General features: G+C 38.4%; 1 protein-coding gene. It reads left to right on the top strand.

Translation table 11 applies throughout. The features are described from left to right. Positions 1 to 80: 80 nt before the first annotated feature. Complete coding sequence (locus AAEY88_RS13895; RefSeq protein ID WP_156772646.1) at positions 81 to 233, top strand: hypothetical protein; 153 nt, start codon at positions 81 to 83, stop codon at positions 231 to 233. Positions 234 to 268 lie beyond the last annotated feature (35 nt).

The following is a 268-nucleotide window of genomic DNA, read 5'->3' as shown; positions in this document are numbered from 1 at the left end:
CGCCTACTCTTAGCAAAGCTAATTAAATACCTGTTTATACCCTTTATCTCCATGCTTCTTACTTATATTAGGAATGTCTTATGTTGTCTTTATCCAATCATTATAAAAACATCACCCATATCACTGCTGCTTTATTACTGGCGACGATGGCACTATCAGCGACAGGTTGTAACACGACTCAAGAATTCAAGCCGACTGCCAGTGTCATGGTTGGGGCGCACAAATCTTTATGATGGTATAAGTATCAGTACCATGATGAAAATAGATA

The organism is Psychrobacter sp. CAL346-MNA-CIBAN-0220, assembly GCF_040309805.1.
Classification (GTDB): domain Bacteria; phylum Pseudomonadota; class Gammaproteobacteria; order Pseudomonadales; family Moraxellaceae; genus Psychrobacter.
This window is presented reverse-complemented; position numbering and strand designations above follow the sequence as displayed.

Coding starts and splice junctions, on each gene's coding strand:
- AAEY88_RS13895 (WP_156772646.1), top strand. CDS start 81: ATGTTGTCTTTATCCAATCATTATAAAAACATCACCCATATCACTGCT.